At 50.1% G+C, this 25,108-nt stretch carries 18 protein-coding genes; 6 read left to right on the forward strand and 12 right to left on the reverse strand.

Annotated features, from left to right (window positions below; all coding sequences use genetic code 11):
• Positions 1 to 216: 216 nt before the first annotated feature.
• The 5 genes from yidC to O3276_RS15620 all read right to left on the reverse strand — a co-directional run bounded on the left by yidC (position 217) and on the right by O3276_RS15620 (position 5,357).
• The gene (gene yidC, locus O3276_RS15600) at positions 217 to 1,881 is read right to left on the reverse strand and encodes a membrane protein insertase YidC (RefSeq protein ID WP_269672163.1); all 1,665 of its coding nucleotides are present in this window, start codon (positions 1,879 to 1,881) and stop codon (positions 217 to 219) included.
• Positions 1,857 to 2,195, reverse strand: coding sequence for a membrane protein insertion efficiency factor YidD (gene yidD, locus O3276_RS15605; protein ID WP_347710303.1), 339 nt, complete (start codon positions 2,193 to 2,195; stop codon positions 1,857 to 1,859). Before yidD ends, yidC begins: the two co-directional genes overlap by 25 nt.
• Positions 2,196 to 2,418: 223 nt before the next feature.
• Positions 2,419 to 2,796, reverse strand: a complete 378-nt coding sequence (rnpA, locus tag O3276_RS15610; protein WP_101748624.1) for a ribonuclease P protein component — start codon at positions 2,794 to 2,796, stop codon at positions 2,419 to 2,421.
• 30 nt (positions 2,797 to 2,826) lie between these two features.
• Entirely contained in the window at positions 2,827 to 2,961 is a 135-nt protein-coding gene (rpmH, locus tag O3276_RS15615; RefSeq protein WP_081622094.1) for a 50S ribosomal protein L34, read from the reverse strand.
• A 170-nt stretch (positions 2,962 to 3,131) separates the two neighbouring features.
• The gene (locus O3276_RS15620; protein WP_269672165.1) at positions 3,132 to 5,357 is read right to left on the reverse strand and encodes a hypothetical protein; all 2,226 of its coding nucleotides are present in this window, start codon (positions 5,355 to 5,357) and stop codon (positions 3,132 to 3,134) included.
• A 1,143-nt stretch (positions 5,358 to 6,500) separates the two neighbouring features.
• Between O3276_RS15620 and dnaA the strand changes: the two genes are divergently transcribed.
• From dnaA to lpcA, 5 genes are all read left to right on the forward strand, one after another.
• Positions 6,501 to 8,135 carry a chromosomal replication initiator protein DnaA gene (gene dnaA, locus O3276_RS15625; RefSeq protein ID WP_442876525.1) on the forward strand — a complete coding sequence of 545 codons (1,635 nt, stop codon included), beginning with the start codon at positions 6,501 to 6,503 and terminating at the stop codon, positions 8,133 to 8,135.
• 62 nt (positions 8,136 to 8,197) lie between these two features.
• Positions 8,198 to 9,301, forward strand: a complete 1,104-nt coding sequence (gene dnaN, locus O3276_RS15630) for a DNA polymerase III subunit beta (protein WP_269672166.1) — start codon at positions 8,198 to 8,200, stop codon at positions 9,299 to 9,301.
• A gap of 23 nt (positions 9,302 to 9,324) precedes the next feature.
• A complete protein-coding gene (recF, locus tag O3276_RS15635) occupies positions 9,325 to 10,551 on the forward strand; it encodes a DNA replication/repair protein RecF (protein WP_442876526.1) in 1,227 nt (408 codons plus the stop codon).
• Positions 10,544 to 12,958 carry a DNA topoisomerase (ATP-hydrolyzing) subunit B gene (gene gyrB / locus O3276_RS15640; RefSeq protein WP_269672167.1) on the forward strand — a complete coding sequence of 805 codons (2,415 nt, stop codon included), beginning with the start codon at positions 10,544 to 10,546 and terminating at the stop codon, positions 12,956 to 12,958. The genes recF and gyrB overlap by 8 nt, the downstream gene beginning before the upstream one ends.
• A gap of 65 nt (positions 12,959 to 13,023) precedes the next feature.
• Positions 13,024 to 13,608, forward strand: coding sequence for a D-sedoheptulose 7-phosphate isomerase (gene lpcA, locus O3276_RS15645; protein WP_269672168.1), 585 nt, complete (start codon positions 13,024 to 13,026; stop codon positions 13,606 to 13,608).
• A gap of 69 nt (positions 13,609 to 13,677) precedes the next feature.
• On the opposite strand, the gene O3276_RS15650 is transcribed toward lpcA, so the two are convergent.
• The 6 genes from O3276_RS15650 to glyQ form a co-directional block, all read right to left on the reverse strand.
• Positions 13,678 to 14,349 carry an RING finger protein gene (locus O3276_RS15650; protein ID WP_269672169.1) on the reverse strand — a complete coding sequence of 224 codons (672 nt, stop codon included), beginning with the start codon at positions 14,347 to 14,349 and terminating at the stop codon, positions 13,678 to 13,680.
• A gap of 87 nt (positions 14,350 to 14,436) precedes the next feature.
• On the reverse strand, positions 14,437 to 17,226 hold the full coding sequence (locus tag O3276_RS15655) for a tetratricopeptide repeat protein (RefSeq protein WP_269672170.1): 2,790 nt from the start codon (positions 17,224 to 17,226) through the stop codon (positions 14,437 to 14,439).
• Positions 17,227 to 17,815: 589 nt separating this feature from the next.
• Positions 17,816 to 18,586: a lysophospholipid acyltransferase family protein gene (locus tag O3276_RS15660; RefSeq protein WP_269672171.1), complete on the reverse strand. Its 771-nt coding sequence runs from the start codon at positions 18,584 to 18,586 to the stop codon at positions 17,816 to 17,818.
• Positions 18,586 to 19,164: a D-glycero-beta-D-manno-heptose 1,7-bisphosphate 7-phosphatase gene (gmhB, locus tag O3276_RS15665; protein ID WP_269672172.1), complete on the reverse strand. Its 579-nt coding sequence runs from the start codon at positions 19,162 to 19,164 to the stop codon at positions 18,586 to 18,588. Before gmhB ends, O3276_RS15660 begins: the two co-directional genes overlap by 1 nt.
• A gap of 57 nt (positions 19,165 to 19,221) precedes the next feature.
• Positions 19,222 to 21,333, reverse strand: a complete 2,112-nt coding sequence (gene glyS, locus O3276_RS15670; protein ID WP_269672173.1) for a glycine--tRNA ligase subunit beta — start codon at positions 21,331 to 21,333, stop codon at positions 19,222 to 19,224.
• The gene (gene glyQ / locus O3276_RS15675; RefSeq protein WP_269672174.1) at positions 21,333 to 22,298 is read right to left on the reverse strand and encodes a glycine--tRNA ligase subunit alpha; all 966 of its coding nucleotides are present in this window, start codon (positions 22,296 to 22,298) and stop codon (positions 21,333 to 21,335) included. The genes glyS and glyQ overlap by 1 nt, the downstream gene beginning before the upstream one ends.
• 450 nt (positions 22,299 to 22,748) lie before the next feature.
• Between glyQ and O3276_RS15680 the strand changes: the two genes are divergently transcribed.
• On the forward strand, positions 22,749 to 23,543 hold the full coding sequence (locus tag O3276_RS15680; RefSeq protein ID WP_269672175.1) for an HMG-box domain-containing protein: 795 nt from the start codon (positions 22,749 to 22,751) through the stop codon (positions 23,541 to 23,543).
• Between the two features lie 111 nt (positions 23,544 to 23,654).
• Here the strand turns inward: O3276_RS15680 and O3276_RS15685 are convergent, their stop codons facing one another.
• On the reverse strand, positions 23,655 to 25,106 hold the full coding sequence (locus O3276_RS15685) for a TrkH family potassium uptake protein (RefSeq protein WP_269672176.1): 1,452 nt from the start codon (positions 25,104 to 25,106) through the stop codon (positions 23,655 to 23,657).
• Between the last annotated feature and the right edge of the window lie 2 nt (positions 25,107 to 25,108).

Genomic DNA, 25,108 nt, shown 5'->3' on the forward strand with positions numbered 1-25,108 from the left:
TGCTGATCTTATCCAGTTAGCCCAACGTGGGAAGGCCAAGTTACTAACTGTTTATCGGTTCAGCCCCCGGCAACTGTAGAAAATTCAGGCGCTATTTTTTACCGCATCAGCATGCGTATGGGCAGGCACTTTTCAGAAGAGGGTTTTCTCAAAGTGAGGGGGAGGAGAAGAGGGGGGCGAAGCAGCTTTAACCGGGAAAGCTGCTTCGCAGAAGGCTTAGCCTTCTTGTTCGATTTTGCGGGTAATAATGTACTGCTGGATAATCGACAGCACGTTGTTGGTCACCCAGTACAGAACCAGACCCGCCGGGAAGAACAGGAAGAAGAAGGTGAAGATCACCGGCATCATCTTCATCACTTTAGCCTGCACAGGATCTGGTGGTGTCGGGTTCAGCATCTGCTGAATGAACATCGAAGCCCCCATGATCAGTGGCAGGATAAAGTACGGATCCATCTGGGACAGGTCGTGAATCCAGCCCAGCCACGGGGCCTGACGCAACTCCACCGACTCCAGCAGAGTCCAGTACAGGGCAATGAACACCGGCATCTGGACCAGAATCGGCAGACAGCCACCCATCGGGTTGACCTTCTCCTTCTTGTACAGCTCCATCATGGCCTGAGACATTTTCTGGCGATCATCGCCATACTTCTCTTTCATCTCCTGAAGCTTGGGCCCCAGTTTGCGCATTTTCGCCATGGAGCGGAAGCTGGTGGCATTCAATGGATAGAATACCGCCTTGACCAGTACCGTCAGCAGAATGATGGACCAGCCCCAGTTACCAACCAGCGAGTGAATCCACTTCAGGATGGTGAACAGTGGCTGCGCCAGGAACCAGAGCATGCCGTAGTCAACGGTCAGCTCAAGACCATCGGACAGAGACTTCAGGTTTTCCTGGTTCTTTGGACCAACATACAAAGTGGCACCGGTCTCAATGGTTTCACCGGGCTGAGCCACCATGGCATCGTCATAGAAGCCGACGAAGTTGTAGCCATCTTTGTTCTGCTTGGTGTAATACTGATGGGCTTTCTGCTGATCAGGAACCCAGGCACTGACAAAGTAGTGCTGGAGCATGGCGGCATAACCACCCTGAACCCGCTCTGCAAATGCCTTATCAGAAAAATCATCAAATGGCAGCTTGGTGTACGGCTCATCATTCGAACGAACCGCTGCGCCCAGGTAAGTATTCATTGGCGCTTTGGAGTTAAGCTGACTTGGATCTTCTGAATTATCCCGCTTCAGCTGGGCATAAAACTGATCACGCCACACCTTATTGCTGTTATTGATCACCTGGTAATGAACAGCAACATCGTAGCGGTCACGATAGAAGGTGAAGGTTTTGGTAATGTCGACGCCATCCATGGTTTTATGCAGGTCAACGGTCAACGTGTTCTCACCATCCTCAAGCGTGTAACTGGCCTGCTTTACCTGGTAAATCCCGCGCAGGTTGTTCGCGTCCGGGCCATCGGTTTTTGCCAGCGCACTCTGTGCAGTGAAGACACAGGTGGTTTCTCCCTGACAGTCCGGGCTGTTCACCAGAAGCTGGAAAGGCACCGTTGGCTCACCTTCTTCCGGCAACCATGCCGGGTATTGCGGCAGGGTCAGGCTGATGATATCGCCACCGGCAGGGTCAATCAGCGCATCGATGGTATTGGTCTTGACGCTGATAAGCTGGTCAGAAGGTTTTACCGCACCGTCGTCGGTGGCGGGAATAGCGTTGCCATCAGTCAGCGACGGCAGATCGGAACCAGCTTGACTGCTGGATACGGAGTGAGCGACGGATGCCGACTTCGGCGTACCGGGATAGTCTTCATTCCATTGCTGCAGTGTTAAAACACCAACTACAGCAATAGCGCCGATCAGGAGTGTTCTTTGGAAATCCATGAGTTCCGGGCCACACATTCAGGTGAATGAATATGATTGTCTGATTGTGTCCGATGATCACCAGAATCTTTTTCCGGTACCGGGTCAAATCCTCCTGGATGCCAGGGGTGGCACCTCAGTAGTCGGAGCAAGATAAGCTTGCTACCAGTCAGAAAACCATGACGATTTAGGGCTTCCAGGCCGTAGGCAGAGCAAGAGGGGTAAAAGCGGCACCGGCTGGGCATCAGAGGACTTAGCGCATAGCGGTATATCCTGATCAGTCCGGTCAGCAATGATCGGGGGATAGTTGCTAATCTGCCCATAAATGCCTTCATTTTGTCGGCGCCCTTAGTCCTGTAGAAAGCCCCTGGCTCTATACCAAGCCTTTAGCCAGATCAAAGCCTTATTGCTTATTAACATGCCCTGTGCGGGCAACAGCCTCAGACAGTCGACACTCAACTGCGGCTGTTTATAAGAAAGCTTTCTGAGCCTGGTCGAGCCGAACAGGAAAAACCCCGGGGCTTCCTGTTAACTCTGGCATTTTCTTCAGGTTGGATATCAACGTGATGCCGACGCTTCCCATTCGTGCAGCCTTCGTTTCAACCTTTGCCACTGCTGGTTGAGTAGCAGGTTCAGGTCACTGTCATTAAGATCACTGAAACCTTTCCGGACCAGAACGACAATATCCAGGTTACCAACTTCATCCTGTTGCAGACGAAAGGTTTCCCGGATATGACGTTTGGCCCGGTTTCGGCCAACGGCAGTACGAATATTTTTTTTGGCAACCACCAGTCCCAGTCTTGCCCGGCCAAGCTCATTGGCTTTTGCCAGTATCAGAAGCTGTCTGCTGGATACCTTGATATCCGTTGTATCAAATACCTGTTTGAAATCAGCCGAGGAGCGTAGCCGTGATGCACGGCTAAAAGATAAGCTCACACTGATGCTCTCTTAGCCACAGGCGGTTGATCAGGCTGACAGACGCTTGCGTCCCTTAGCTCGACGACGGTTGATTACCGCACGGCCGTTCTTGGTAGCCATGCGCGCACGGAAGCCGTGGTTACGCTTGCGCTTCAGGTTGCTTGGCTGGAAAGTTCTTTTCATCGTGGTTACTCGTCTTAATGGACTTACAAAAGACGGGCATTCTAAGTAATTGCAGGGTTAGCGTCAATTTGCATTTGTCAAGAAGCACCGTATTACCACCCGTTGTTTCTCCCTACACTTCCTTCGCTCTTTCCGTCCCGGGTTGATGATCATCGCCGTAAAGCTGGTTTTCAATTTTCTCGGCTGGCTCTGCCCTGCATTGCACGAATTTTCTGCAGGTTGCCCAAAGGGGTGGCCTTAGCGATCCGGCTGTTTAATACACCATCATTTTTCAGGCGGTTGCGCCATTCATTGAACTTGTTGGCAGCCTCGTAAAACGCGGCCGACAATGCCCTGATCCGGCGGATCTCTTCGATACCATCAGCAGGGTCCCGGTCCCGGGCAATATCTCCGTAAAGATGCCCAAGCATTGACAGATAGGAAGCGGTGGTAAACGCCATGGACAGACTGTGCTCAAAATCTGTTAACTGCTGTTTGGCCGTCTCCAGCGGATGATCTTGCCATCGCCGTTTGAGATCCTCCAGAGCCAACGGTTCTGCATGGAGAAAACAGAGCCAGTTTAATGCTTTATCGATCACCAGATGACGCAGTGCATCACGGGCCGCACTGACGTCGGCGGTCAGGGGAATGCACTCACTCCGGGCCAGCCCGAACTGGCCAAGCAGGGGGCTTTGCTGGGGGATTACCGAGAATTCAATGGTCTGCTCCCCTGCCTGCACTGACTGACTTAACAACTGCAAATGCTGGCGGTTATTGGCCAGCTCCCGCAGGCGCCACAAATCCAGCCGGGCGATGGTGGCTTGCTGAAAATCCCAGTTGACCTTTTCATTGGCTGCCAGGAGCAACTCATAGGCATGGTCATACCCCTGGCAGGATATGGCATGGGTCACCGACAGACTCAGGATCGCCATTTCATATTGGGTAAGCCATTGGGTTTGACGTTGCGGAACAACGGCCTGGGCAATATCCACTGTCGGCCGGTTGTCAGCACCAGCTGCTTTATTTGCCCTGCCTGTTTTGTGGTTGTCGCTGTCGGCTGCTGAACGCTCTTTGCCGCCCCTGGAGCCCGCTCTTTTATATTTGGACCGCTTGCCTTTGTTTTTATTTCTGGGGGCTACAGCGGATGACCGTTTTGGCATGTCATCACTCAGCAGCCAGTCATCGTCCAATGCAGGGGAATTCACCACTGAACTGGCTTCAGCACTTAACTCCAGGCTGTCGCGGACCTCAGCCAGCTCACTCTGCAGCTTGACTGCGCCTAAACGTCCATAGTGTTCCAGCACATCATTGAGTAAATCGGAAATTTTCAACAGGTCCGGTTCCCTGGATTTTAACAACAGCAGAGCCAGCTTCAGCTTGCCGGCTTCCACACCACGCATAATGGCTGATTCAATACTGGCAATGGCTTCTTCAGTATTCGCATTTTCTTGACTCATCTGGAGTGAGCCAAGCAGCCAGAAAGCTTCAGGAAAACGGGATAACCGGGCCTGAGCAATGGCCTTGTCGAGCTGTCCATCCAGATAAAAGATCAGGCTTTTCAGGTAATATCTCACGTCATCATTCTCGACTCTGGCAACACTATCCTCACAGGCATAATTGATCAGAAACTCCATAAGGGCATACAGCGCCGGATTATCCTGGCCATCGTTACAGGCCGCTTTCTGCGAATTTACCAATAGTTCTTTAACGGATGACAGCGAGCGGTTCTGGTACAGAGTCTGCAAAGCGATCAGGCCAATGTCCGGCGAGCAGAATCCGCTTTGCCAGAAACCAAGACAGTAGAACGCATACTCGAGCGTACAGGTCTCATCGAATTCGCCAACGCCCATAAAATCCTTTCTTATGCCCTTGACGTCCCGGATTGTGGTGGTGGTTAATTCAAGCAAATGCGCTTTTATCTGCTGCCATTGAGTGGGCAAATCCTCAGCATCCTGTTCCAGGCGGAATATCGGGTCTGAGGTAACCAGTTGTTCAACAATGTCATACAGCTTTTCACATTTGGCAATATCAAGACTGTAACAGCGGGTATTCCCCAACGAAGTCATGATTTGGCCAAACAGAATCTTCGACAATCTCTGATCGCCCATGGTGGGATCATCGACCGAATAGAGGCAGGACATACGCAGCCGGGCTCTCTCTTTATCAATCTCCCGGATTAGGCCATCGTCCAAAAGAGCGACCACCTTGCGGTTGATCACCAGAGTGTTAGCGCTTCGACCTCTATCAGAAATTACCAGCAGGCTCAGATACCAGATACACATAATAAACAGCTCTTGCTGTTCATCAGGAGTATCTGGCTGGTAACTGAGCAAACACTCCACAAGCTGATCGTCATAATGGCACATCTGCTGTTCCAATCCGTGGAGCTTGCAGCTGTTCCTCATCGATGGATCCAAACTCAACGCATCCTGCACGAATAGGCAGTTAAAACACCAACGCTGAATCCTCTCAGAGAACATTGACAAGTTTTGTCCCTGGCAATTTGACCGATTTCCAGGGTCAACTTTGGAATCATTTTACGGAACAGATTGATTTTACTCTGCAATTGATTCCTACCCAGGCAACAATAGTACCCGATTGGCTCAAATCCCCCGTATGTCGGCATAAATTCCATTTCTAACAAAGGATTTATCTTGTACCGGTTCTGCTGAAAAGCGGTTCCCTTTGAGATCTGCCTGAGCCCATCCCTACCTTCCCGGGCAGTCGAGTTTATATTGGCCACAGACTGCTCGGGCAGCTTCTTTTCTGTTTGACTGGCATCCTTCACACATCGCCCGAAAGCACCCTGACTAGCCAAGTGCCCTGTGGCCTCATTATTGGCCATGGGCATTTGTGCCTCCAGCACAGCCGTCAGCCTTGATAGCGGATCTAACATAATGAATGAATTTTATTTTGTTGGTATGACCTTGTTAAACACCCTGTTCAAGTTAGTACAAAAGATCAAATAATGTTAATCACCAGGCCGTGATTCATAGATATATAAATAGATAAGTTATCTCTTATGTGATGTGTTTTTGATTTTAATGTAATTATTTAGGCAGGGTTTTTCTGTGGATAACTCAGTTTATGCCAGTTATCGTCTGCCTTTGAGGATGTGTGCTTTTTTGTAGAAATCCCGGAGGTATGTTGTTGTTTTGGTCTTGATGACTTGTGGATAACTATGAGTGTTATCCACAGATTGCTTGTTATTCAATTTACCCACAGGAAAATCATAAGGTTTATTGCTATTCATAAACGGACCTACCCACAGGGAGTAGCAAGCAATATTTTCCTCCGCATTATGCCGGTTTTATTTTCAACTCATTGAAATATAAGGATATTGTTCATGGCGGATGATCTCTTGTCTTGTTTTGCAGGTGTGGATAACTTTTGCCAGAAAGGATACAATTCTCTTTTGTCTATCCAATCGTTATTTCATACCTGAAGGTCTTCAGCAGGCTGTCTGACCGGCTTCAGTGATACCCGTATCAAATCCTGATCCTGATCCTTATCTATATCCGGAGATGGGTGGGAGAGCGGGAGAGTAGGAGAGTAGGAGAGTGCCTGTGCCCCTTGAGCTGTGGCAAAAATGTATCGATATCCTGCAGGATGAGCTGTCTTCTCAGCAATTCAATACCTGGATTCGCCCTCTGAAAGTGATGGGGGACGAACACGATTTGTGCTTACTGGCTCCCAACCGGTTCGTTGCCGACTGGGTGAAAGAGAAGTTTTTGCCAAGAATCGAAGAGATTCTGGATGAACTGTCCGATGGGGACTCTCCAGCCGTTGCGTTGGCGGTGTCCAATCGTCGGCCCCCCTCACTGAGCAAGCGATCTGCACGGCCAAGAGAGCCTCAGCTCAGGGAAGTGCCACCCAGAGAGATTCAGCCTGCGGCAACGGTGACCGTTTCTGAGAAACCCATTGAGAACCCGCTGAAACACGCCGCTATTGAGCGTTCCGTGGTTACCCATGAGCTGGTGTCGGCTTTAACGGTTGCGCAGGACAATACCCCGGAGCCGGATCTGGTATCAGACTCCGGTTTTCAGGAAGATGACAGCAGGCAGACAGAGGAGTCCGCCCAGATCAAGGTTAACCCACTGAAAGAGTCGGTGAGTGCTACGTCTGAAGAGCCTGTCCCGGTGCGGCAGGTTGAAGTGGAAGGGTCTATCAAGCATCACAGTTCGCTGAACACTGGTTTCACTTTTGAAACCTTTGTTGAGGGTAAATCAAACCAGCTGGCCCTGGCGGCCGCTCGACAGGTGGCAGAAAACCCCGGTGCTTCCTACAACCCGCTGTTCTTGTACGGCGGTGTTGGTCTGGGTAAAACTCACTTGATGCATGCGGTGGGTAACTTCCTGGTCAAGCAGAACCGTAATGCCAGAGTGGTTTATTTACACTCCGAGCGTTTTGTTGCGGATATGGTGAAGGCACTGCAGCTGAATGCCATTAATGATTTTAAAAAGTACTATCGTTCTGTTGATGCGCTGCTGATTGATGATATCCAGTTCTTTGCCGGTAAAGAGCGCTCACAGGAAGAGTTTTTCCACACCTTCAATGCGTTGCTGGAAGGTGGTCAGCAGATGATTCTGACCTGTGACCGATACCCAAAGGAGATCAGCGGCGTTGAAGAGCGGCTGAAGTCCCGATTTGGCTGGGGTTTAACGGTAGCTGTGGAGCCGCCCGAACTGGAAACCCGCGTTGCCATTCTGATGAAAAAGGCAGAACAGCAGAAAGTAGAACTGCCCCCTGAAGCCGCCTTCTTTATTGCCCAGAGAATCCGTTCCAATGTGCGTGAACTCGAAGGTGCCCTGAAGCGGGTGATCGCCAGTGCGCACTTTATGGGGCGCCGTATTGATATTGATCTGATCCGCGAGTCCCTGAAAGACCTGTTGGCTTTACAGGACAAACAGGTCAGTATAGATAATATCCAGAGGACGGTTGCCGAGTACTACAAGATCAAAGTGGCGGATATTCTTTCCAAGCGTCGCAGCCGTTCTGTGGCAAGGCCAAGGCAAATCGCCATGGCTCTCTCTAAAGAGTTGACCAGTCATAGTTTACCCGAGATTGGTGATGCCTACGGCGGACGTGATCATACCACCGTTCTTCACGCTTGCCGTAAAGTAAAAGAACTGGTCGAAGTGGATAACGAGATCAAAAGCGATTACAAAAACCTGTTGCGCTCACTGACAAGTTAATTCCACCTTATTCAACCTCATAAAAAGGTGAATACCTTTTTATATCAAGAGAAAGGAAAGCGATGAAATTTACCATTAATCGGGAAGCATTGCTTAAGCCACTTCAGCTGGTTGCAGGTGTGGTTGAGCGCAGACAGACGCTGCCGGTATTGTCCAATGTGTTGATGGTAGTCGATGGAAACCAGCTCTCGTTAACCGGTACTGACCTGGAAGTCGAACTGGTTGGCCGTGTCGCTCTGGAAGATGTTGCCCAAGTCGGAGAGATTACGGTACCGGCCAGAAAGCTGATGGATATCTGTAAGTCCCTGCCTGAAAACACTCTGATTGAAGTGCATCAGGATGATCTGAAGGTCAAGGTCAAGGCTGGCCGGTCCCGGTTTACCCTCTCCACGCTGCCAGCCAATGAGTTTCCCAGTATTGAAGAGGAGGCCGGATCGGTATCCTTTACCATTGGTCAGTCACGTCTTCGTCGCCTGATTGACCGTACCGGCTTTGCCATGGCCCAGCAGGATGTCCGTTACTACCTGAACGGCATGCTGCTGGAAGTCAGCCAGAACTGTCTTCGTGCGGTGGCTACCGATGGTCATCGTCTGGCCATGTGCAGCGTGGAAGCCGATATCAACCAGCAGGACAAGCATCAGGTCATCGTGCCCCGTAAAGGTATTCTTGAGATGGCACGTCTGCTCACCGAAGGGGAAGAGAGCGTTCATATTACCCTGGGAGCGAATCATATCAGAGCCAAAACCGGCGACTTTATGTTCACCTCCAAACTGGTGGACGGCAAATTCCCAGACTATGAGCGCGTAATCCCGAAAGGCGGCAACAAGATCATTATTGGTGATCGCCAGGAACTGCGTCAGACATTCCAGCGTGCGTCTATTCTGTCCAATGAGAAATACCGGGGTATCCGCCTGATTCTTTCCGATGGCCAGCTTAAGGTAATGGCTAACAACCCGGAGCAGGAAGAAGCCGAAGAAGAGTTGAGCCTGGCTTATCATGGTGACTCCATGGAGATCGGGTTTAACGTCAGCTACCTGTTGGATGTGCTTTCTGTGTTGTCTGGTGAGGCCATCAAGATGACCCTCTCCGACCCGAACAGCAGTGCGCTGCTTGAGGAGTCTGAGTCTGGTGACTCCACCTATGTTGTTATGCCTATGAGGCTGTAACAGCCTGTCGGCAGAAGTAGTCAGTGTCTGATGTGGTGGCATCAGACACTCGCCCTGATCCGGCTTCCGGGCTACTCAGGTTCGGAAATAAACAGAATATGATTCAACAGCTCTCCATAACCGATATTAGAAACCTCTCCTCTGTTTCGCTTACCCCTTCCCCTTCTGTAAACGTGCTCTACGGGCTCAATGGCAGTGGTAAAACCAGCGTGCTTGAGGCCATACATCTTCTCGGGGTTGCCCGATCGTTTCGGACCTCCCGAATTAAACCGGTGATCAATCGTGATGCCGAGGTCTGTACGGTGTTTGGTCGAATCGGTGTGTCATCGGGATCCATACCGGTAGGTGTTTCCAGAAACCTGCGGGATGAAACACTGCAGATACGGGTGTCCGGAGAGAACCTGAAGTCCACTTCTGAGCTGGCCAGGTTACTGCCCTTACAGGTGATTAATCCGGACACCTTCCGTTTGCTTGAAGGCTCCCCAAAGCTGCGAAGGAACTTTATTGATTGGGGCGTGTTTCACGTGAAACATCATGACTTTTTCCCGCTATGGAAACGCATGCAGAAGGCACTGAAACAGCGGAACAGTCTGCTCCGTCATGGTAGAATAAACGGTTCTGAATTGACTTCGTGGAACATAGAGTTTGCCAAAGCGGCCAATGCCATCGACGTGTTACGCGGCGACTATATCGAGAGACTGACGCCCGTCTTCAATGAGGTGCTTTCGGAATTGGCCGATCTGGATAATCTTTCTATCCAATATTACCGAGGCTGGGATAGGGAGAGAGAGCTGCATGAAGTACTCAGTAGCGGACTGGCACGAGATGTCCAATCGGGCTATACCCATGCCGGGCCGCAACGGGCAGATTTAAGGATTCGGATGGGCAAAGGCAGTGCGGTTGATATCCTCTCACGAGGTCAATTAAAACTGGTGGTCTGTGCACTGAAACTTGCTCAGGGCTTTCTATACAAAGAGCTGCAAGACAAACAGTGCATCTTCCTGGTCGATGACCTGCCATCAGAACTGGATACCCCTAATCGACAGAAGCTTTGTCGATTGTTTCAAAAAATGAACTGCCAGACCTTCATCACCTGTGTTGAGAAGGAGGCACTGGAACATTGCTGGTTGCCTGAAACGGAATTGAAAATGTTTCACGTGAAACATGGGCAGGTTACTGTTACATCACATGAGAACCCTGGTCAGCAAAGTATTCGCCGGGCTGAGTCTTTGGAGATAGAGCATGAGTGAACAAAACTACGACGCATCCAATATTAAGGTCCTCAAGGGCCTGGATGCTGTCCGCAAGCGCCCGGGGATGTACATTGGTGATACCGATGATGGTACCGGTCTGCACCACATGGTGTTTGAGGTGGTTGATAACTCCATCGATGAGGCGCTGGCGGGTCACTGTGACAAGATTTCGGTCATTATTCACCCGGATGAGTCCATCACGGTTAAGGATAATGGCCGTGGTATCCCTGTGGATATTCATGAGGAAGAGGGCGTTTCTGCCGCTGAAGTCATCATGACGGTGCTTCATGCCGGTGGTAAATTTGATGACAACACCTATAAGGTTTCCGGCGGTTTGCACGGTGTGGGTGTGTCAGTGGTTAATGCCTTGTCCAGCCAGCTGAAACTGACCATCCGCCGCCATGGTAAGGTTCATCAGCAGGTGTACCATCAAGGGGTTCCGGAAGAGCCGTTAAAGGTGATTGGTGAAACGGACGTTACCGGGACGGAACTGCACTTTATTCCTTCCCCGGAGACCTTCTCAAATATTCAGTTCAGTTATGACATTCTGGCCAAGCGCCTGCGTGAACTTTCGTTCCTGAATTCGGGGGTCTATATCCAGCTGACGGATGAGCGCACCGGCAAGGTTGATGACTTCAAATACGATGGTGGTCTGAAGGCCTTTGTGGAACATCTGAACCAGAATAAAACCACCATCAATAAAGTCTTCCACTTTGACATGACCCGGGAAGACGGTATTGGTGTGGAAGTGGCCATGCAGTGGAATGACAGCTTCCAGGAAGGGGTATTCTGCTTTACCAATAACATCCCCCAGCGCGATGGTGGAACACACCTGGCGGGCTTCCGTGCGGCGCTGACCCGAAGCCTGAATGGCTATATCGAACGGGAAGGTTTCCAGAAGACGGCCAAGGTGGCCACCTCCGGTGATGATGCCCGGGAAGGTCTGACGGCAATCATCTCTGTCAAAGTGCCGGACCCTAAATTCTCTTCCCAGACCAAAGACAAGCTGGTGTCCTCCGAGGTAAAAACCGCGGTAGAGCAGGAGATGGGCAAATACCTGGCGGACTACCTGGTAGAAAACCCCCAGGAAGCCAAAGCGGTTGTCGGTAAGATGCTGGATGCTGCCAGGGCCCGTGAAGCGGCCCGCAAGGCCCGTGAAATGACCCGCCGTAAAGGTGCCCTGGACATTGCCGGCTTGCCCGGCAAACTGGCGGACTGCCAGGAGAAAGACCCGGCGCTGTCTGAACTCTTCATCGTGGAGGGTGACTCAGCGGGTGGGTCAGCCAAGCAGGGGCGTTACCGGAAGACTCAGGCGATCCTGCCGCTTAAGGGTAAGATCCTGAATGTTGAGAAAGCCCGCTTTGACAAGATGCTCTCCTCCCAGGAAGTCGGAACCCTGATTACAGCCCTGGGGTGTGGCATTGGTCGTACGGAGTTCAATATTGAAAAACTCCGCTACCATAACATCATTATCATGACCGATGCGGATGTGGATGGATCGCACATCCGTACACTGCTGTTGACCTTCTTCTTCCGTCAGATGCCTGAGCTGATTGAGAATGGCTACATCTACATTGCCCAGCCGCCATTGTACAAGGTTAAGCGTGGCAAACAGGAGCAATACCTGAAAGATGATGTTGCATTGGATGCTTATCTGACTCAATCTGCACTTGAAAATGCCAGCCTGCATGTTAACGATAATGCACCAGGGATCAGTGACCAGCCACTTGAAAGCCTGGTAAAAGAGTTCAGAGGTGTCCATAAGTTGGCTGATAAGCTGTCTCGTATTTATCCAGTTGCAGTGCTTCGTGAAATGATCTACATGCCAGAAGTCACAGCAGAGAGTCTGGCTGACAAGAGCACAATGGAGTCCTGGGTAGCCCAGCTGAGTGAAAGAATTGATAAACTGAAAGCCGCAGGTAGTACCATGACTTTCTCTGTAGAGGAAGACCGGGAGCTCAATGTCTGGCTGCCCAAGGTAACGGTTATTGCCCACGGTATTGATAGTCACTATCGCTGGAATGCTGACTTCTTCTCTTCTGCCAACTACGGAAAGATGGTTTCTCTCGGTAATAAACTGCAGGGGCTTATCGAAGAAGGTGCCTTTATTCAGAAAGGGGAGCGCAAAAAGGATGTATCGTCCTTTGAAGAAGCTCTGGAATGGCTGATGAGCGAATCCACCAAACGACACTATATCCAGCGCTATAAGGGGCTGGGTGAGATGAATCCGGAACAGTTGCGGGAAACCACCATGGATCCGGATGTCCGCAGAATGCTGAAGGTCACCATTGAAGACGCGATTGCCGCTGACCAGATCTTCAATACGCTGATGGGGGATCATGTCGAACCCCGCAGAGAGTTTATCGAAAGCAATGCATTGAATGTTGCCAATCTCGATATTTAATCCAATTCAGTAGTGCCGGTTTTAACCGGCACTTTTTTCTTTTTTGATTCTCAGGTGCTCTGCTAATGTCTCCAGAATGTAAAGCAATGATTCGACAGGAGTTGGAAGAGGCGAGGGTTGTACTGAGCCGATTCCTGGATGATGACGCCAATCTTGAATCCATTGATCTTGCTGCCAGGTTATTGTCTGAAAGCTTTAAAGCCGGTGGCAAGGTTCTGTCCTGTGGTAATGGCGGCTCCCACTGTGACGCCATGCACTTTGCTGAGGAGTTGACCGGACGTTTCCGTGAAAACCGTCTTGGCTATCCGGCTATTGCTATTTCCGATCCCAGTCATATCTCCTGTGTATCCAACGACTTTGGTTATGAGTATGTCTTCTCACGTTACGTTGAAGCGGTAGGCAGGGAAGGGGACGTACTGCTTGGCATCAGCACCAGTGGTAATTCCGGGAATATTATCAAGGCGGTAGCAGCGGCCAGAACAAAAGGGATGAAGGTTATTCTGCTCTCAGGCAAAGATGGCGGCCAGATGGCGGGGATGGCGGATGTTGAAATTCGTGTGCCTCACTTTGGTTATGCGGATCGGATTCAGGAGGTCCATATCAAGGCAATCCATATTATGATTCAGCTTGTTGAAAAATATATGGAATAAAAAAACCACAGTTATACCGGTTGTTTGGAGTTGTGGGAGGGTCATAATCTGCCGGGTGTTCAGCCCCGTCTAACGGTTGATCGGTTTTATACCATAGGCGGTAAAGGCACTGGCACCGGCAATGACCCCCCCTAAAGCTATAATTGCGTTGCGAAGTGTGGTGGGGAACCGGATGCCATTGGTATCGCCATATATGTCACAGGCACAAGCCGATGTTAAAGCTCCGGAAGTCATCCCGACAGCCGTTCCGAAAACTTTAGAAACTCCCCCCGCAGATCCGAAAGAACCAACAGCAGAACCGAGAGCCAGGATAGTGCAGACAGTCACATAAGTGGCCAAAGTATGACCAATGGCATTCGGCAAAGCGTCTAAGAGTTCAGCCTGGAAATCTTTATCAGCAGTGAAAATATAACCTATAAGAAGCCCGGCACAAGCCACACGTGTTGCAGACGTGAGTATATATAAGCCACGCAAAATAACTTGCGGGCAATGTTGTTTAAAAATGCTAGTGGCTGCGGTCGAAACAGCAACCACACGTTCAGACAACGGAACATAATTTATCCGCTGCAAATCATAATCAGTGAATGGTTGTGCACACAGCAGACAGTGCCTTTGGTCAGAAGTACCTAACCATAGTCGCATACATGATCGGCCATATACATGCCCACAGGTCAGTTGGATGAGTTCACAGTTTGCTACGTCATGACATATAGAGCATGAAACACCGTTAGTGACGTTCATAACATCTCTTGTTTTTACTGCTTTGAAACCTTAGGACATCTTTATATGGCTCTGGTTCCCTATGGCTGAATTTTTCCGGAACCCAGATTATTCTCGGACAGTCTTAAGTCCTGCATGTAGCCTTGCTAAAAAAGTACGCTCTATTTTCCTCCAGTCTTCAGTTTTTAGCCGGTCCTGTCGGTAAGGGTGCAGTTGGTTAGCTTCGGTAAAATAGTGAGAAACCAGGTTTTTCAATTCATCTTTTGAAAAGAAATCCTGTGTTTTCTCAACAGGTAATAATGCTGCGATACGAAGGCAGTGCCCTAACTGACTAAAAGATGATGCATCGAGATATTGACTTTTTTCTATTGCATTACATCCATGCTCAATGGCTTTAGCCAAAAGCCCTGGAATTTCCTTGCTTTGACCAGAATAAATGCACTCTCTGAAGTAACGGATACTGGTACACAAGTCCACTTCAGGCCCGGCAAACCCCTTTTTACCAAGTTGCATTTGGTCAAACTGATGCCAGTTCATTAAATCGACATGAATGTCGCCAAGGGCCAGTTCAATTTCCTTGTCGTTGCAGGGGGTGCCTTCATGCCCGGAGCGGTCGCTGCGCAGCTTGATAAAGATCGCCAGTGCTTCCTGATATCGTCCCATGCTCTGGTATTGCCGACCAAGGGCCAGTTCAATGTCCTTGTCATTGCAGGGAGTGCTTTCATGTCCGGAGAGGTCGGTGCGCAGATTCTTATAGACGGTCAACGCCTCCTGATGCCGTCCCATGTACTGGTATTGTCGGCCAAGGGTTAACTCTATGTCCTTGTCGTTGCAGGGAGTACCTTCATACCCGGAGCGGGTGGTGCGCAGTTGGTTAAAGATCGCCAGCGCCTTCTGATGCAGTTCCATGTGCTGGTATAGCCGACCAAGGGCCAGTTCAATTTCCTTGTCATTGCAAGGAGTGTCTTCATGCCCGGCGCAGTTGGTGCGCAACGTGGTAAAGATCGTCAGCGCCTCCTGATACCGTCCCATGTACTCGTATTGTCGGCCAATGCTTAACTCTATGTCCTTGTCGTTACAGGGAGTGCCTTCATGAACAGAGCGGGCGATGCGCAGTTTGATAAAGGTCTTCAGCGCCTTCTGATACTGTCCCATATCGTGGTATAGCCGACCAAGGGCCAGTTCAATGTCCTTGTCGTTGCAAGGCGAGCCTTCATGCCCGGAGCGGTCGGTGCGCAGCTTGATAAAGATCGTCAGTGCCTCCTGATACCGTCCCATGTAGTGGTATAGCCGACCAAGGGCCAGTTCAATGTCCTTGTCATTGCAAGGAGTGCCTTCATGCCCGGAGCGGTCGGTGCGCAGCTTGATAAAGATCGTCAGAGCCTCCTGATGCCATCCCATGCAGTCGTATTGCACGGCAAGGGCCAGTTCAACTTCCTTGTCGTTGCAAGGTGTGTCTTCATGCCCGGAACGGTCAGTACGCAGCTTCAAAAACATCATTAGCGCCTCCTGATGCCGTCCCATGTCCTGGTATAGCCGGCCAAGGGCCAGAGCAACTTCCTTGTCTTTGCAGGGAGTCCCTGGATGCCCGGCGTGGGCGGAGTACAGCTTCTTAAAGATCGCCAGTGCCTTCTGATGCAGTCCCATGTCCTGGTAAAGCCGACCAAGGGCTAACTCTACGTCCTTGTCGTGGCAGGGGTTGTCTTCATGTCCGGAACGATCGGTGCGAAGCGTCTTAAAGACTGTCAGCGCCTCCTGATACCGTCCCATGAGCTGGAATTGCCGACCAAGGGCCAGTTCAACTTCTTTGTCGTTGCAGGGTGTGTCTTCACTCCCGGAGCGGTCAGTGCGCAGCTTGATAAAGATCGTCAGCGCCTCCTGATATCGTCCCATGTACTGGAATTGCCGACCCAGGGTCAGTTCGATTTTCTTGTCGTTGCAAGGCGTGGCTTCATGCCCGGATAGGTCAGTACGCAGCTTGATAAAGATCGTCAGCGCTTTCTGCTGTAGTCCCATGCTCTGGTATAGTCGGCCAAGGGCCAGTTCTACTTTTTTGTCGTTGCAGGGAGTGGCTTCATGTCCGGAGAGGTCGGCACGTAGCTTGCAGAAGATTGTCAGCGCCTTCTGATACAGACCCATGTCCTGGTATAGCCAGCCAAGGGCCAGTTCTACTTGCTTGTCGTTGCAGGGAGTGGCTTCATGTCCGGAGAGGTCAGTGCGCAGCTTGATAAAGATTGTCAGTGCTTCCTGATGCTCTCCCATGCGCTGGTAATGTATGCCAAGGGTAAGATAATTATTTCTTTTATCGTTGCCCTTAATTGAGTGATTTTTATAAATGTCCTTAAAAACAAGCAGCGCTTCAAACATGAGTTTTTTGCCTTGCAGTGCTTTGCCTTTTGTCATCAGTAACCATTTGTTAAGGGGAGGTTTTACCTGTTCTATTGATCGCAGGCAATCATTAAGCAGCCCTGAATTCAACAGGGCTCTGGCTTTAAGCAGGTTTGCACGCAGATAGTTACGCCGACTCAAGCTGGCATTATTCCTTAATATCTCTTCTGCTAATTTGAGGGCATGATCATTATCCCCTGCGCTTAAACAGCTGAACCCTTCATTAATACCGGGAATTTCCCCCTGTCGATGATAGCCTGCACCCGGTTGAGAGTGGGATGGGGGACGATGATGAAAACGTTGAAATTCCTTCCTGTTTTCTGAGGTGCCCTGGCTTCTGGGTATATAAGACGTGGCATTGGATGCCCCTTGTGGCTTTTGTAGGTATCTTATGGATCTGTTAAAGCCTGGCCTCTCATAGGGGGCTGTCTTATTTCTGTGGTATTTCATAGCCCGATGACGATGCCATAAAGGGTTATGAACGTTTAGATGCGCGTTATTATTATCCATGTAAGTAGCTGGCCATATGGAATCGAATATTTCTGGCTACTTGGGCTGGTACTATGCGAGGCACAACGGAGGGAGCATAGCCGTAGCTATGTGACCGGAGTTGTAACGAAGCAGAGTGCCAGCACAAGGAGTCAGAAATATATGATTTCATATGGTTAGCTACTTATTAATTCTTTGGACACTTTTTCCTGCTTTCAGCGCATTCAATGCAATGCAGGATCCGTTGATATGGGGTGAATCATTTATTCACGGTGATAATAAAAGACGGTGGGTCCCATACATTGTTTGCCACCACGAAAGAAAAACTCAATTTAAACACAAGTATTTTAATAATTATTGTCATGGCATCAGACCTGGTACCGGCTGAGTATAGCAGGGCAAAACCAACCTCTTCGGATTTTTCTGAAATCGCAAAATGAACGAACGTATCAAATATTCATACTCATCACGAGAGTTAAAAAGTTCGATTGGTTTTACCACCAGGCTTTGGTAGGTTGCCACGAAGAAGGCTTTACCCGGGCCAAGGTTGCCTGGATCTGATCGAAGTCATAGGTGGTCAGCAATGCAAGGAGTGATAAATAGCAGTCGGTTATTGCATCGTTTGCAGTGCACGTGTAATCCAGTCACGGGTGGTATCATTGACTTCTGCCACCGAAAGGGATTCTGTTTTGATGACGGGCCCGATCTCTACCTGAATCGTTCCGGGGCGTTTTATCCAGGAGCTGTTCGGCCAGAAAACACCGGCGTTATGGGCTATGGGAAGAATATCCACCGCCGCCGCTTTCGCCAGCCCTGCGCCACCACGGGAAAACTTGCCCGGTTCACCGGGAGGCGCGCGTGTTCCTTCCGGAAAAATAAGGACCCAGACGTTATGGGCAAGTGCCGCTTTGCCCTGCTCTCTGACCTGCTGAAGTGCCTGTCGGGCATCCTTACGATTAATGGCGATGGGCCTGATTTTTTGAAAAGCCCAGCCAAAGAAGGGGATTTTCAGTAGCTCCTGTTTGATCACCTGAGTCTGGGGAGTTAATAAGGTTTGCAGGAAAAACGTTTCCCAGGTGCTTTGATGGTTACTGATAATGACACAGGGAGAATCAGGAATATTCTCTGCTCCGGTTACACGCCATCGAATTCCGCAAATTAAACGACAAAGGTATACTGATACAACAGCCCATGTTTTGACAAAAATGCGATGACGGAGATTAAACCTGAAAGGGTAGATAAACAGAATCATCAGCATTGCCCAGAACACGGTCCAGACTGCCAGCGACAAATAAAAGACAGTTGTCCTTAAAACAGAAAAGGTAGTGGCCATTGACCGGGTCACTGCCCGGGTAGTTGCAGAACCGACAGCTGATGACATTAAAATCCCTCTGAAAGTAGTTCTTCTACAAAGCTGTTCAGATTGTTATAAACAGCTACATCCCTGCTACCAGATAGGCTACCAGAAATCGCTTCCGGGTGTTCGATGAGTTTAGTGTGGGTTTTAACGCCTTTACCCGTCAGTACCAGGGCAACTTTACAGCCACTGCTGACCCCTGCCTGAAGATCACGCAGTGAATCGCCCACCACCCAGGTTTCTGCCGGGCTGGCATCGTAGTCGGTAAAAATCTGGTCAATAAGCCCTGTTGCCGGCTTTCTGCATTGACAGTGGTCATCCGGGCCGTGTGGGCAGTAATAGATGCCATCAATATGACCTCCCTGCTCTTTGACCAGCCTGATTAGCTTGTCGTGCATGGCATTGAGCGCTTTGCCAGTGAAGTAGCCACGGGCTAACCCGGACTGGTTGGTCGCTACGACGACACGATAGCCCGCAGATGACAAACGGGCAATGGCTTCAATACTTCCCGGAATAGGAAGCCATTCATGTTCAGACCGTATGTACTGGTCTGAATCTTCATTGATCACGCCATCCCGATCCAGAATAACAAGCCTGGTCATAGTGCTCCTGAAACACATAAAAAAGTGCGGCTGGTGCCGCACTTTATCAGGTTGTGCTTAGCTTTTCTGTAACAAAGAGATATCCGCTACCTGCAGGAACAGGCTGCGCAATTGTTTCAGCAGGGCATAGCGGTTCAGGCGGATAGCTTCATCTTCGGCATTGACCAGCACCTGGTCAAAGAACATGTCAACAGGTGCCTTTAATGCCGCCAGACTCTCCATGGCCAGCGCGTAACGACCTTCTGCCAGAGCGGGGGCGATTTCCTCTTTCTTGGCAAACACAATGTTGGCAAGCTCAAGTTCAGAAACTTCGCTGAGCAGTGTCTCATCCAGCGCGTCAGGAATAATGATATCCCCGGCTTTCGCCAGAATATTGGATACTCGCTTGTTGGCAGAAGCCAGGGCATCCGCTTCATCCATGGCATTGAAGCGGGTAATGGCTTTTATACGACGATCAAAGTCCAGTGGCCGGGTAGGGCGCAATGCCTTGACGGAGTTGATGATCTCAACCGCAATGCCTTCTTCCTGATAAGCAGCATCAAAACGCTCCAGCATGTAATTGACGACTGTCGTATTAAGGTTGTCCAGTGCGGGCAGAGAAACACCTTGCTCCTGATAGCCGAGAATCGCCTGATCGATCAGTGCTTCCAGATCAAGATTGAGTTTCTTCTCAACAATGATTCGCAGCACACCGATGCTGGCACGACGCAGTGCGAAAGGGTCTTTACTGCCGGTTGGCAGCTGATTGATACCGAAAATACCGGTAATGGTGTCCACCTTATCGGCAATGGCAACGGCACAGCCAATCAGTGTTGAAGGTAGCTGATCACCGGCAAAGCGAGGCATGTACTGTTCATACAGCGTTTTGCTGACTTCGGGATTTTCACCGTCGTTGTCGGCGTAGTACTGACCCATGATGCCCTGCAGCTCGGGAAACTCCAGCACCATTTCCGACACCAGGTCAGACTTGCACAGTTGACCGGCACGTTCAGCAAGCTTCGCATCACCACCTTCCGTTTGCGCAATGTAAGAAGCAAGTCGTGCGATACGTTCTGTTTTGGCAAACACTGAACCCAGTTGTGCCTGGAAGACAATGGGTTTCAGTTTTTCGCGACGATCGTCTTGTGTATGTTTACGGTCAGTGTCGTAGAAGAACTTGGCATCGGCAAGACGCGGACGAATGACTTTCTCATTACCTGCCACAACAAGGTGAGGTTCGGCACTGTCAATATTGGCCACGGTAATAAAGTGCGGCAGGAGTTTCCCAGCACTGTTTTCCACATGGAAATATTTCTGATGGCCTTTCATGGAAGAGATCAGTGCTTCCGATGGAACGGCCAGGAAGTCATCATCAAAACGGCCACAGAGAGCGACTGGCCATTCATTGAGCGCGGTGACCTCATCCAGAAGGTCCGGATCAATCACCGAATGACCATTAATCGTGGCAGCCATCTGTTCAACCTGCTCACGGATAATGTCGCGACGGGTTGCAAAGTTGGCAATCACTTTGCCCTGTTCATGGAGAACCTGGGCATAGTCTGCAGGGTTGTTGATGATGATTTCCAGGTTCCCGTGGAAGCGGTGACCACGGGTTGTGTTGTCGGCTTTCAGGCCGAGAATTTCGCAGTCAATAATCTCATTGCCCAGCAGCATCAGCAGCCAGTGAACGGGACGAACAAACTCGGTACGGCTGGCACCCCAGCGCATACGTTTGGGAATGGGCAGGTTATTCAGAGACTGGGTAATAATTTCCGGCAGCAAATCTTTGCTGGCCTGACCCGGTTTGACCGAGCGGTAGACCAGCCATGCACCTTTCGGTGTTTCTTCCTGTTCCAGGTCGGCAAAATCTACCCCGTTGGAACGGGCAAAACCGAGGGCGGCCTTGCTTGGGTTGCCTTCGGCATCATAGGCGGCTTTGACTGCAGGCCCCTTGCGCTCAAGCTGTTGATCCGGCTGTGCGGTATCCAGGCCTTTGATCAGCAGAGCCAGACGACGGGGGGCGGCAAACGACTCATAATCGGTAAATGTGATCTGGGCCTGTTCAAGACCGGAAAGAATGCCCCGGGTAAACGCGTCAGACAGGCTTTTTAATGCCTTTGGTGGCAGCTCTTCCGTGCCCAGCTCAATCAGGAAGTCTTCTTTATGTGCTTTATTCAGAGATGTGTTCATTATTTTTCCTCCTGCGCGGTTTCTTTGGCAAGAGATGCCAGAACTTCATCACGAATGCTGTCATCCGCTAGGGGGAAACCAAGCTCACGACGCTTGTCGAAGTAAGCTTTGGCGACTGCCCTGGCCAGCGTTCTGACGCGCAGGATAAAACGCTGACGTTCCGTCACCGAAATCGCGTGGCGGGCATCCAGCAGGTTAAAGGTGTGTGAAGCTTTCAGAACGTACTCATAAGCCGGCAGAGGCAGGCCGGTATCAACCAGCTTCCGGGATTCGCGTTCAAAGAAATCGAACTGTTTGAACAGCTCTTCCGTGTCAGCGTACTCAAAGTTGAAGGTGGACATTTCAACTTCCTGCTGATGGAACACATCGCCATAAGTGACCGGACCCTGTGGACCCACCGTCCAGACCAGGTCATACACGTTATCGACATTCTGGATATACATGGCCAGGCGCTCAAGACCGTAGGTGATCTCGCCGGTAACCGGGTAACACTCAATACCGCCGACCTGCTGGAAATAGGTGAACTGGGTGACTTCCATACCGTTCATCCAGACTTCCCAGCCAAGCCCCCAGGCACCCAGTGTGGGCGACTCCCAGTTATCTTCGACAAAACGAATGTCATGAACCAGTGGATCAATGCCCAGTTGCCGGAGAGATTCCAGGTACAGCTCCTGAATATTATCGGGGGATGGCTTCATCACCACCTGGAACTGGTAATAATGTTGCAGGCGGTTGGGGTTTTCACCGTAACGGCCATCGGTAGGGCGACGGCTGGGCTGAACATAAGCCGAGTTCCAGTTTTCCGGGCCGATGGCTCGCAGAAAAGTGGCTGGATGGAAAGTACCCGCACCCACTTCCATATCCAGTGGTTGCATGATAACGCAGCCCTGTTGGGCCCAGAATTGTTGCAGGGCGAGGATCAGCCCCTGGAATGTATAGATATCTGGTGTGCTCTGGGAAGTCACTTTTCTACCTCTTGGAGGCTCAAATGTAAACGGGTCGTTTTTTGAACATTGAGCGTTGTGTTGCGAGCAATTATCGATGACCGGTTTAAGTAGCTGGCCATATGAAATCATATATTTCTGGCTACTTGGGCAGGTGCTATGCGAGGTACAACGGAGGGAGCATAGCCGTAGCTATGTGACCGGAGTTGTAACGAAGCAGAGTGCCTGAACAAGGAGTCAGAAATATATGATTTCATATGGTTAGCTACTTATTCACCTGGCGCAGGTTTCCCTATGAGTGATCACTCGCAGGGTTCGACTGTAAAAATAGAGAGGGAGTATACCGGTTTGTGCGATTAAGTTTAAGCTGTGGATAAGTTGTGAACAATGTGGGTAAACATTAAGGGTGCCTATTGGGAACTTAAAAGCTCAAAAAGTTGTCCAAGCCGATTTTAGAGAGGTTTTTTAACAGTGCATGTAACGAATTCTGGTCCAGTTGGTGCGCCGTTTTCTTATCCTGCGAGGGAGCCTGAAACTAATAATAGAAAAAAGGTGGAAACAACTGCCTCTGTAAAATCAAAGCACAATCACGTACCCAGGCCCAGGAATGCATTTATTATTTTTCGCAGCATGAGGGCAAAGGAAGTAAAGGCATTATACCATCAAAGTGAATTCTCCAAACTGGTGGCCGAAGATTGGAAAAAAATGTCAGAGAAGGAGAAGGAGTGTTTTGTTAAGCAAGCCACATTAGAAAGGGATGAACACAAAAAAAAGTATCCTGATTACAAGTATCACCCCAGAAAGCGCAAAAAATCCAATGCTGAAAGCGAGTTAAAAGGTAAAACTGTAACAGGTCGGAAAGTAGCCCATCCCAAAAGGCAGCGTTCTGGTAATAATCCTGTTTCTGACGTACGGCAATCAGACAAGAAATCCGTGATCGCTCAAAAGGCGTCAAGCGTTGCTCATACCCGTGTTAAGCCAAACCAGGTAACGCATAAAGTATTGAGCCCTTCGGGCTTAACAGATCATAGTACCCAGACTCCTGACAACAATAATGTCGCTCCCTTGCGTCAGGATTTGGCCTTCAGGGATGTTTCCTGTCAAACAGATATCAGTCTTATTTATTCAAATAAGGGGGACGATAATAAGCTCAAATCAGGCGTGGTAAGCTTTACCGAGTCTGAGATTGCTGAGTTTTTGAATCCATTGGATGAATCTCAATGGCTCAGGGTTCTGGGGGGTGAGAGCCTGATGGACGGACTTTAATCCTCTGCATTCCAACCGTAGACTCCTTCCATGGTTCTTATTGATCCTGCCTTTGGTTAACCGCTGCTTTATTTAGAATATGTTACCTTTGTTCCGGCCGCTGTAATGGCATTAATAACGCCAGAAGGTTGGAGTAAACAACACCAGTAGTGTAAAAATCTCCAGGCGTCCCAGTAGCATGGCAAACGTAAGAATCCACTTTGCGGCATCGGGCAGGCCCTGGTAACTGAACGCTGCTTCGCCGAGCGCAGGGCCGAGATTATTCAGGCAGGAAGCAATGGTTGAAAATGCCGTAGTAAAGTCTAAACCTGCTGCCAGTAAAGCCAGAAAGAGAAGAACAAACATCAAAATGTAAGTGGCAAAGAACCCCCATACCGCTTCGCCCACCCTTGGGCTCACGGGTTTGCCGCCAATCTTGATGGTGAAGACTGCATTAGGGTGAACTAGACGACGTAGTTCTCTCATTCCCTGTTTGGCAATCAGAACAACCCGGATGACTTTCATTCCACCTGCGGTAGAGCCTGCACACCCCCCCATGAAACTGGTAAAAAACAACAGCAGGGGCAGAAACGTCGGCCATGCTGTAAAGCTGGAGGATGAGGTGTAGCCAGTGGTTGTGGCTACGGATACCACTTCAAACAGACCATAGCGGAGCGACTTGGTCAGGGAGTAGGTATCAGAAAGATAGAGTGTTGCAACGGTGATTGCGCCAACAACACCCAGAATGGCCAGAAACCACTTAACTTCCGGATCCTGAATATAGTGGGTCAATAACTTATTGCGCCAGGCGGTAAAATGCAGGGCGAAATTGATCCCGGCAATCAGCATGAAAAAGATGGCGACAGAGATAATCATGGGGGAGTTGAAGTGGCCCATGCTGGCATCGTAAGTAGAAAAACCGCCGATGGCGATGGTGGTGAAACTGTGGCAGATCGCGTCAAACAGGTTCATCCCCGCTAACCAGTAGGCCAGGGCACAGGCGGCCGTTAGAAAAAGGTAAAGAAACCAGAGCGCTTTGGCGGTCTCGGTAATTCTGGGCGTTAGTTTTGAATCTTTAACCGGCCCTGGAGTCTCTGTGCGATAGAGCTGCATACCGCCGATCCCCAGCATCGGCAGAATGGCCACTGCCAGCACAATAATCCCCATGCCACCAAGCCATTGCAGCTGCTGTCGGTAAAACAGAATAGAGCGGGGCAGGTGCTCAATGCCGGTCAGAATGGTGGCTCCCGTGGTTGTTAAGCCGGACATGGACTCAAACAGTGCGTCGGTGATACTGAGTGCCGGGCTTTCCATCAATAGAAATGGCAGTGAACCCACTGCGCCCAGAACAATCCAGAGCAGCGCCGTGACCAGAAACCCTTCACGGGTGCGCAACTCATCCTTGATATGCCGGAAAGGGAACCAGAGGAGAACGCCCAGCATTAGTGTCAATAGGAAGGTGTAGATGAAAATGGTCATTTCCTGCTCTTGATAAAGCAGTGCCACGACAATCGGAGGAAGGCTGGACGTACTGAACAAAATTAACAAAATGCCCAAAATGGGAAGAATAACCTGAAACTGCATGG

This window comes from Endozoicomonas sp. GU-1, from assembly GCF_027366395.1.
In the GTDB taxonomy this organism is placed as follows: Bacteria; Pseudomonadota; Gammaproteobacteria; order Pseudomonadales; family Endozoicomonadaceae; genus Endozoicomonas.